The sequence below is a fragment of the Nocardia pneumoniae NBRC 100136 genome (assembly GCF_000308755.1).
Classification (GTDB): domain Bacteria; phylum Actinomycetota; class Actinomycetes; order Mycobacteriales; family Mycobacteriaceae; genus Nocardia; species Nocardia pneumoniae.
The window spans coordinates 1-10119 of record NZ_BAGF01000073.1; the positions used below are offsets into that span (position 1 = coordinate 1).

Sequence of the window (10119 nt, forward strand, 5' to 3'; positions counted from 1 at the left end):
CCCGCCCGCAGCGGCAACAACATCTCGAACGCCGCCTCGGTTTGCACATGGCCGCTTGCCCGGCGGGCCAGATCCACCACCAACTCCCCCGGCGTCGGCGCGGTGAACACCCGCATCACCGGCACCTTCGCACCCAGCACACCCGACAACCGGACAGTCAACTTCGCCGCGATCAACGAGTTCCCGCCGTGCTCGAAGAAGTTGTCGTCCATCCCGAACCGCTCGAGGCCGAGTACCTCCGCGAATGCCGCGGCCACCGCCGCCTCCATCGGAGTGGCGGGCGCACGATAGACGCGCGCCCGGAATTCCGGCGCAGGCAGCGCCTGGCGGTCGAGCTTGCCGTTCACCGTCAACGGGATCGCTTCGAGCACCACGATCGCGGCGGGCACCATATAACCGGTCAGGAACTCACCGACCTGGGTACGGAGTTCGGTCGGGTCCACGTCCGCCCCGGCCTCGGGCACGACGTATCCGACCAGCTGCTCCCCCAGCGCCGGGTCGGTGCGGACCAGCGCGACGGCCTGGCTCACGCCCGGACAGCGCAGCAGTGCCGCTTCGATCTCCCCGAGCTCGATCCGGAAACCACGCAACTGCACCTGCTGATCACCCCGCCCGCCGTACGCCAGCCCCGGCTCACCCCCCGACCGGGTCCACCGCGCGATGTCCCCCGACCGATACATCCGCGACCCCGGCGAACCGAACGGGCTCGCCACGAACCGCGTCGCGGTCAACCCCGGCTGCCCCAAGTACCCGCGGGACAGCTGGCTCCCCTCGACATAGATCTCACCGGGGGTACCGAACGGCGCCGGGCGCAAACGCTGGTCGAGCACATAGGCATCGAGCCCGGGTAGTGCCCGGCCGATGAGACTGGCCTGGCTGTCGATCAAGTGATCGCCCAGCGGGAGAAACGACACATGCACGGTGGTCTCGGTGATGCCGTACATATTCACCAACCGTGGCGCATCAACCCGGTGACGCTCATACCACCGCGACAGCAGCCGCAGATCCAGCGCCTCACCACCGAAGATCACATACCGCAGCGCGAATTCTTCGGTCGCGTCCGACGCCTCTCGGTCGGCCTCCACCAACTGGCCGAACGCCGACGGCGTCTGGTTCAACACCGTCACCCTCTCCCGAACCAGCAACTCCCGCAACAACTCCGGTGAACGCGAGGTCTCGTAATCGACGATCACCACACTTCCGCCGGTCGCCAGCGCACACCACAACTCCCACACCGAGAAATCGAACGCGAACGAATGAAACACCGTCCACACATCACGCTCATCGAACCCGAACAACGGGCACGCATTGGCAAACAACTCCACCACATTCCGATGCGTCACCCCCACACCCTTCGGCACACCCGTGGAACCGGAGGTGTAGATGACATACGCCAGATTGTCCGCCCGCAACGGCGCAACCCGCTGAGCGTCGGTGACCGGATCGTCAGCGAACTGCACCGTCTGCTCCAGCAACACCACCGGCACACCCGCATCCGGCAAATCCGAGCGTTCCGCCGACGTGGTCAACACACACACCGGCCCAGCATCCTCCAACACCCCCACCACCCGCTGCCTCGGATAGCTCAGATCGATCGGCAGATACGCCGCACCCGCTACCAGCACACCCAACAACGCGACCGGCAGCTCCTCGCTCCGCGACACCGCCACCGCGACAAGGGATTCCGGCCCAGCCCCGACCCCGATCAACGCACGCGCCACCTGATTCGCACGCCGCTGCAAACCATCGAAACTCAACGTCACATCACCGAACCGCACGGCCACCGCATCCGGCCGAAGCCGCACCTGCTCGCCGATCAACTCCGGCAGCGTTGTAGCGGTCGCCGGAACGTTGCGCGGCGTCGGTTCACCGACAACTATGGCGCGTTCGGACTCGCTGAGGAGATCGATGTCCCCCACAGGTACGGTCGGATCAGTGGCCACGGCGGCCAGAATTCGACCGAATCGATCCGCGAAGCCTTGCACGGTCGCCTCATCGAAGAGGTCTGTGGCGAAGGAGAACTCCGCGTACATGCCGACGTCGTGACCGCTCTCCAGCGCCGCGCTGTTCTCCCGGACCGCCAGTGACAGATCGAATTTCGCCGTCCCGACCTCGAAATCGACCGCCTCCACCGCCAATCCGGGGAGTTCGAGCCGCTTCTCCGGCAGATTGTCGAAGGTCAGCGACGCCTGGAACAGCGGGTGCCGCGCAGTGGAGCGTTGCGGGTTGAGCAGTTCCACGAGGCGTTCGAAAGGCAGGTCCGCATGGGCGAACGCCTCCAGATCGGTGCTCCTGGTCCGAGCGAGCAACTCCTCGAAGGTCAGGCTGCCCGGCACCTGTGTGCGCAGCACGAGGGTGTTGACGAACATGCCGATCATGTCGTCGAATTCCGGCTCGCCACGCCCGGCCACCGGGGTGCCGATCGCGATGTCGTCGGTGGCGGACAGCCGCGCCAGCAGGACCGCGAAGGCCGCGTGCACGACCATGAACAGCGTCGCGTTCTGCGCCCGGGCCAATGCCCGCAGCTCCCGGTACCGGTCGGCGTCGATCGTGAACCCGACGCGTCCACCGGAGAAGGACTGCACCGCGGGCCGGATGCGGTCGGTCGGCAGCGGCAGCTCGTCGGGCAGCCCGGCGAGCGCCGAGCGCCAGTATTCGATCTGCTGCGCGATGGGACTGTGCGGGTCGTCCTCCGAGCCCAGCACACTGCGTTGCCACAGGCCGTAATCCGCGTATTGCAGTGGAAGCGGCGACCAGTCGGGCGACACTCCGGCCACGCGGGCGGCGTAGGCGAGCATCACGTCGCGGGTCAACGGTCCCATCGACCATCCGTCGGCACTGATGTGGTGGGCGACCAAGACCAGCACATGCTCGGTGTCGGACAGCCGCAGCAGTGCGGTGCGGAACGGGAGTTCGACGGTGACGTCGAAGCCTTTCGTGACGACAGCGCGGATCTCTTGGCCGACCTCCTCGGCGCCGATCCGCCTGGGCAGCAGATCGATCGGAACATCGGACGGGTCGAGCACCTGTTGCACCGGTCCCGCGGACGTGTGCGGGTAGCGCGTGCGCAATGTCTCGTGCCTGGCCACGAGGTCGGCGACGGCCTGCCGGAGGGCGGTGACGTCGAGTGGACCGGTCAGCCGGACCGCGACCGGGATGTTGTCGACCGCGGAGGCGGTGTCGAACTGATTGAGCAACCACATCCGTTGCTGAGCCAGCGACAACGGGAGCTGTTCCGGTCGTTGACCCGCCACCGGCGCGCGGCGGCCACCCGTGCCCGCGCGCTGTCCGGCCAGCAGCGCCAGCCCGGCCACGGTGGGCGCTTCGAACAGGGCGCGCACCGCGACCCTGGTTTCGAGTGCGGCCCCGAGGCGCGCCGCGACCCGAGTGGCCAGCAGCGAATTGCCCCCGAGCGCGAAGAAGTCGTCCTCGGCGCCCACCCGATCGACGCCGAGCAGGTCGGCATAGATACCGGCCACGATCTCCTCGATCGGGGTCGACGGCGCCCGGTACACCGTGCCGGTGAACTCCGGTTCAGGGAGCGCGAGACGGTCGAGTTTGCCGTTGACGGTCAACGGCAGCGCCTCGAGCACGACGAACGCGGACGGCACCATGTACGACGGCAGCACGGCGCCGAGGGCCGGCTTCACCGCATCGAGATCCACGGTGTCGCCCGAGGGCACCAGGTAGGCGACCAACCGGTCACCGGTGTGCGCGTCGTTTCGCGCGGTCACCACTGCCTGCGCGATCTCGGGCAGAGTCAGCAGCGTGGCCTCGATCTCGCCGGGTTCGACGCGAAAGCCACGGATCTTCAGCTGGAAGTCGCCGCGACCTCGGTATTCCAGTTCGCCCGCGCGGTTCCACACGGCCAGGTCGCCGGTGCGGTACATGCGCTGGCCCGCGGCGAACGGGTCGGCGACGAACCGCTCCGCGGTCGGTGTCGCCTGCCCGAAGTAGCCGCGCGCCAGCTGCGCGCCGGACAGATACAGTTCGCCGACCACACCGTCCGGCACCGGTTGCAGTCGACCATCGAGCACGTACACCCGGTTGTTCCACTCGGGTGCGCCGATGGGCACGGTCGCCTCGTCGCCCTCGGTGACCCGATGGCTGGTGACCGAGACCGCCGCCTCGGTCGGGCCGTAGAGGTTGAACAGTTCGATTCGCGGATGTTCGCGCCGGAACCGTTGCGCGAGCGCGGCGGGCAGCACCTCACCGATGGCCAGCACTCGCCACAGCGAGTCGGGCAGCCCCGCGGTGAGCAGCGCCTCGAGCATCGACGGCACCGCGTGCAGGGTGGTCACCCATTCGCGGGCCATCAGCTCGGTGAGGTAGACCGGGTCACGGTGTCCGTCGGGTGCGGCGATGATCAATCGCCCGCCGCATACCGCCGCCGACCAGAATTCCCACACCGACAAGTCGAACGTCGCCGCGGTCTTCAGCAACACCGCGTCGGCGGCGTCCAGCCCGAATTCGACGATCTTCCAGCGCAATTGGTTGACGATCGCCTCATGCGGCACCGCGACCCCCTTCGGCCGACCGGTGGAGCCCGAGGTGAAGATCACGTACGCGGTGTGCTCGGGCCGCAGCGGGGCGCTCCGGTCCGCGTCGGAGATCGGCGTCGGATCGAGCCCGGCCAGATCCAGTTCGTGCACGCGCAGCACCGGCGCTGTCTCGGTGTCGAAGTCGGTCCCGGCCAGCACGCAGACCGGGGCGACCGCCTCCAGGATGGAGCGGGTGCGTTCGGTGGGCTGCTCCGGGTCCACCGGCACATAGACGCCGCCCGCCTTGGCCGTCGCGTACATGGCGACAAGCAGATCCACCGAACGCGGCAATGCCAGCGCCACCCGCGACTCCGGACCGACACCCAGCGAGATGAGGTGCCGCGCAAGGCGATTGACCCGCGCGTCCAGCTCACCGTAGGTCAGTTCGGTGGCGCCCTCGGCCGCGTCGGCGACCACGGCGACGGCATTCGGCGAGTCGGCCACGGTGGCGTCGAGCAGCGTCACCAGCGTGGCGGGCAGCTCGGCCGGACGCTGCGTGGCGTTGCGCCGCACCAGGATGTCCGCGCGCTCGGCCTCGCTCAGGATCGCCATCTCGCCGACCGCGGTCTTGGGTGCCCGCGCGACGATCTCCAGCATCGCCGACAGTCGCGCGACGATGGCGTCCGCTGTCGCGGCGTCGAAGAGATCGGTGGCGTAGGTCAGGAATCCGTCGATACCGGCCGCCGCGCCGGACTCGGCATAGCTGTCGGCGACGATCAGGTGCAGGTCGAATTGCGACAAGCCCGTGTCCAGATCCAGCCCCGACACCGTCAGACCGGGCAGTTCCAGCGTGGCGTCGGCCAGATTCTGGAACGAGAAGCCTACTTGGAACAGCGGATGGCGGGCGGTGGAGCGGACCGGATCGAGCACCTCGACCAGCCGCTCGAACGGCACGTCGGCGTTGGCGAACGCCTCGATGTCGGCATCCCGTTGCCGGAGGAGAAGTTCGGTGAACGGCTCACCGGCGTCGATCCGGGTACGGAAGACCAGGGTGTTGACGAACATGCCGATCAGGTCGTCCAGGACCGCCTCGCCCCGGCCCGCGATCGGGGTGCCGATGGCGATGTCGTCGGTCGCGGCGAGCCGGGCCAGCAGCACCGCGAAGGCGGTGTGGACCACCATGAACAGGGTCGCGCCATGGTCGTGGGCCAGGTCGACGAGAGCCTGATGGGTCGCCGCGTCGACGCGGACCTCCACCTTGCCGCCGGCGAACGACTGCACGGCCGGACGCGGCCGGTCGGTGGGCAGGTCCAGCTGCTCGGGCAACCCGGCCAGGGTCCGCCGCCAGTAGGCGATCTGCTGGGCGGCGCGCGAGTCCGCGTCGGTTTCCGAACCGAGGAGTTCGTGCTGCCAGATGCTGTAGTCGGCGTACTGCACGGGCAGCGGCGACCAGTCCGGCGCGGCGCCCGCCGCGCGCGCGGCGTAAGCGACCATCAGGTCCCGGCTCAGCGGGCCCAGCGACGATCCGTCGGCGCTGATGTGGTGCACCACCATGGCGAGCACATGCTCGACGGGATCCGTGCCCGCGACGCGGAACAGCGCCATCGCGAGGGGAACCTCGACAGTGACGTCGAAGGTGGTCGAAATCGCCTCCAGCACAGCGGGTTCGACATCCTCCGGTGCCACCGTCCGCACCTCGAGCCGGGGCACGGCCTGATCCGCTGGGAGGATCAGTTGCGCGGGCCCCTGCGCGGTCTGCGGATAGACCGTGCGCAGGATCTCGTGCCGGTTCACCACGTCCGCGATGGCGGCGCGCAGAGCGGCCACATCGAGGTCTCCGGTGAGCCGCACCGCCAGCGGCACGTTATAGGCCGCCGATCCGGTGTCGAACTGGTTGAGGAACCACATCCGCTGCTGAGCGGACGACAACGGGATGCGCTCGGGCCGCTGACGCGCGGTCAGCAGCCCGCCGCGACCCGATCCCTCGTAGTCCGCCAGCCGGGCGGCGAGCAGGGCGACGGTCGGCGCCTCGAACAGCAACCGGACCGGCACTCGAGCGTCCAGGACGGTCCCGAGCCGCGCCGCGGCCTGCGAGGCGATCAGCGAGTTCCCGCCCATACGGAAGAAATCGTCATCCGCGCCGACCGGCCGGGTGGTACCCAGCAGTTCGGCGAACACATCCGCGACGGCCTGTTCGAGACGCCCCGACGGCGACCGGAACGGGGCGGTGGCCAGTTGCGGCTTCGGCAGAGCGCGGCGGTCCAGTTTGCCGACCGGGGTCAACGGGATCTCGTCGAGGACGACGACGGCAGTCGGCACCATGTGGGCGGGCAGCGTGCGACCGAGCTCGTCCATCAGTGCCGCGGTGTCGATGGACACGTCCCCCGCTGGCCGCACGTAGGACACCAGTATCGTTGCGCCGGAATCGGATTCGCGATCGACAGTGACCGCGAAGTCGATGTCGGGACGGGCCGTGAGGGTCGCGTCGATCTCTCCGAGTTCGATCCGGAAGCCGCGCACCTTGACCTGGAAATCGTTGCGGCCGACGTACTCTACGACCGTCTGCTCGCCGATCCGGCGCTGCCGCACGATATCCCCGGTGCGGTAGAGCCGTGCCCCGGGCGGGCCATACGGGTCGGCGACGAAACGGGAAGCGGTGAGCGCGAGACGGTTGTGGTAGCCGCGCGCGAGCTGGTCGCCACCGAGATACAGTTCGCCGGTGACGCCTTCGGGTACCGGGCGTAACCTGCCGTCGAGCACCAGAGCGCGCATGCCCCGGATAGGCCCACCGATCGTCACGGGCCCCTCGGGAGACAGCGGATCGCTGATATTCGTCATGATCGTGGTCTCCGTGGGCCCGTAGCCGTTGTAGAACTCACGGGTCCGTCGGCCTGCGATCGGCTGGATCCAGCGCCGCAGCAGCTCCGGCGGGCATGCCTCGCCCCCGGCGATCACCACGCGGAGCCGGTCGAGTCCGGCCGGGTCCATCGTGGCCAGCGCCGCGGGTGTGACGAACGCGTGGGTCACCCGCTCGCGCCGCAGCAGTGCGGTCAGCTCGGCGCCGCCGTAGACGGTCGGCGCGACCACCACCATGGTCGCCGCGCCGCCGACCGCCAGCAGCAATTCCAGCACCGACGCGTCAAACGACGGTGACGCGAAATGCAGGGTGCGCGAACTACTCGTGACGCGATAGCGTTCACGCTGCTCCGCGCAGAAACCCGGCAGGCCGGCGTGGGTCACGACCACGCCCTTGGGCACACCCGTGGAGCCGGAGGTGTAGATGACGTAGGCCGGGTGCTCCGGACGCAGCGGCCGGGTCCGATCCCGGTCGGTGATCGGCTCGATGGAGTGCCGGTCGAGTGCGTCCGCGAACTCGGCCGTGTCGATGACCAGCCACTCGACCTCGTCAGGAAGGTCGGCGCGCACCGCGTCGACGGTCAGACCGAGCACCGCTCGCGAATCCGACACCATGTGCGCCACCCGGTCGCGGGGATAGTGCGGGTCGACCGGTGCGAAGGCCGCGCCGGTCTTCGCGACGGCCCACACCGCGAGCACCGACTCCAGCGATCGGGGAATGCCCACCGCTACCAGGTCTTCGGGCCCGACACCACGGTCGATCAGCGACCGCGCCAGCCGGGTGGACTGCTCGTCGAGTTCGGCGTACTCGAGTTCGCCCAGTGCTTCGGTCTCGTCGGCGACGAGCACCGCGATACCGTCCGGGTTCTCCTCCACCGCGGCGGCGAGCAGATCCGGCAGTAGCGCGATGGCGTCCGGCTCGTTCCCGTGTTCCGGGGTGGCCGAACCCGCGGCCATCAGCCGCTGGGCTTCTTCGGCGTCGAGGATGTCGATGTCCCACACCGCTGTCGACGGTTCAGCTGCCACCGCCGCGAGGATGCGCTCGAAGCGGGACACGAAGGAGCGCACGGTCGGTTCGTCGAAAAGGTCGGTGGCGTAGGTGAAGACGACGACCATCTCGTCGGGCGAGTTGTCGGCGGCCAGGCGCGGTTCGATGATCACCTGCAGGTCGAACTTCGCGGTGATCTCGCCGGTGTCCAGTGCGCTGACGGTCAGGTCCGGAAGTTCCAGCGTGGGCTGCTCGAGGTCCTGGAACGACAGCATCACACGGATGAGCGGATCGGTCGCCGCACTGCGCGGGAGACCGGCTTCCTCGACGACTCGTTCGAAGGGGATGTCGGCGTTGGCGAAGGCTGATAGGGCGGTTTCGCGGGTTCGGTCGACGAGGTCGTGGAAGGTGGTCGCGGGGTCGACCTCGACGCGCAGGGCGAGTGTGTTGACGAACATTCCGACCAGGTCGTCGAGTGCGCGTTCGCCGCGACCGGCGATGGGGGTGCCGATCACGATGTCCGTGCCGCCGGAGAGCCGCCCGAGCAGGGCGGCCAGAGCGGCATGGAGGACCATGAACAATGTCGCGTTGTGGTCACGCGCGATCCGGGTCAGCTGGTCGTGGATCGGGGCCGGGATCGTGACGGCGGTCGACGCGCCGCGGGTCGAGGGCGTGGCGGGGCGTGGACGGTCCGTCGGGAGTTGCAGCGGGCCGGGCAGCTGGGCCAACTGGTCGCGCCAATACGAGAGCTGTTGCGCCGCAGGGGAAGACGGATCGCTGTCGGAGCCGATGCTGGCGTGCTGCCAGAGGGCGAAGTCGGCGTACTGCACCGGTAGCGGCGACCAGTCCGGCGCGCCGCCGCCGGTGCGGGCCAGGTAGGCGGTCATCAGGTCGCGGGCCAGTGGGGCGAGCGATGCTCCGTCGGCGGAAATATGGTGCACCACAAGGACGAACAGGTGATCGTCGCCGGAGCTGAACAGCCGCAGCCGGACAGGTACGGACGTGGTCACGTCGAAGCCCCCGGACATCAGCCCGACCACCATGGCGGTGACATCGGTGGTGTCATCGTCGATCGCGAGCCCGTCTGGCAGCACCGCGTCGGTCGGCAGGATCTCTTGATACGGCAGCCCGTCGGGGTCGGCGGGGAAACGTGTGCGCAGCGCCTCGTGGCGTTCCAGCACGTCGGCGACCGCCAGGCGCAGCGCGGGCACGTCGAGGGTGCCGGTGAGCCGGAGGGCGAAGGGCATGTTGTAGGCGGGCGAGTCCGGGTCGATGCGGTTGATCAACCACATCCGCTGTTGCGCCAGCGACAAGGGGATGCGGTCGGATCGTATCGAAGCGACGAGTGCCGGACGGGAATCCGCGCCACCGGGAACCACCCGAGCGGCGAGTGCGGCGACCCGGGACGCCTCGAAAAGGTCACGAACCGTGACGTGTGAGTTCAGCACCTCGTTGACTCGTGCGACGGCCCGGGTCGCCAGGAGTGAGTTGCCGCCGAGGGCGAAGAAGTCGTCGTCGGCGCCGACCCGGTCCAGGCCGAGCAGATCCGCGAATACCTGGGCGACCGCCTGTTCAGCAGGTGTCCGGGTGGGCCGGTACTGCGCTGCTTCGAACACCGGCTCCGGTAGTGCTTTGCGGTCGAGTTTGCCGCTGGTATTGAGCGGCAATTCCGGCAGGACGACCACTGCGGAAGGGACCATGTAGGCGGGCAGCGTTACCGAGATCGCGTGCAGCAGTTCGTGTGGGTCGAGGTCGTGTCCGGGTGTCGGGACCACGTAGGCGGCCAGCTGCTCA

General features: G+C 68.7%; 1 protein-coding gene. It reads right to left on the reverse strand.

What is annotated here, in order from left to right; genetic code table 11:
- Positions 1-10119: non-ribosomal peptide synthetase (locus tag ON34_RS23440; RefSeq protein WP_051023020.1), on the reverse strand; the 10119-nt coding region annotated here is incomplete at both ends.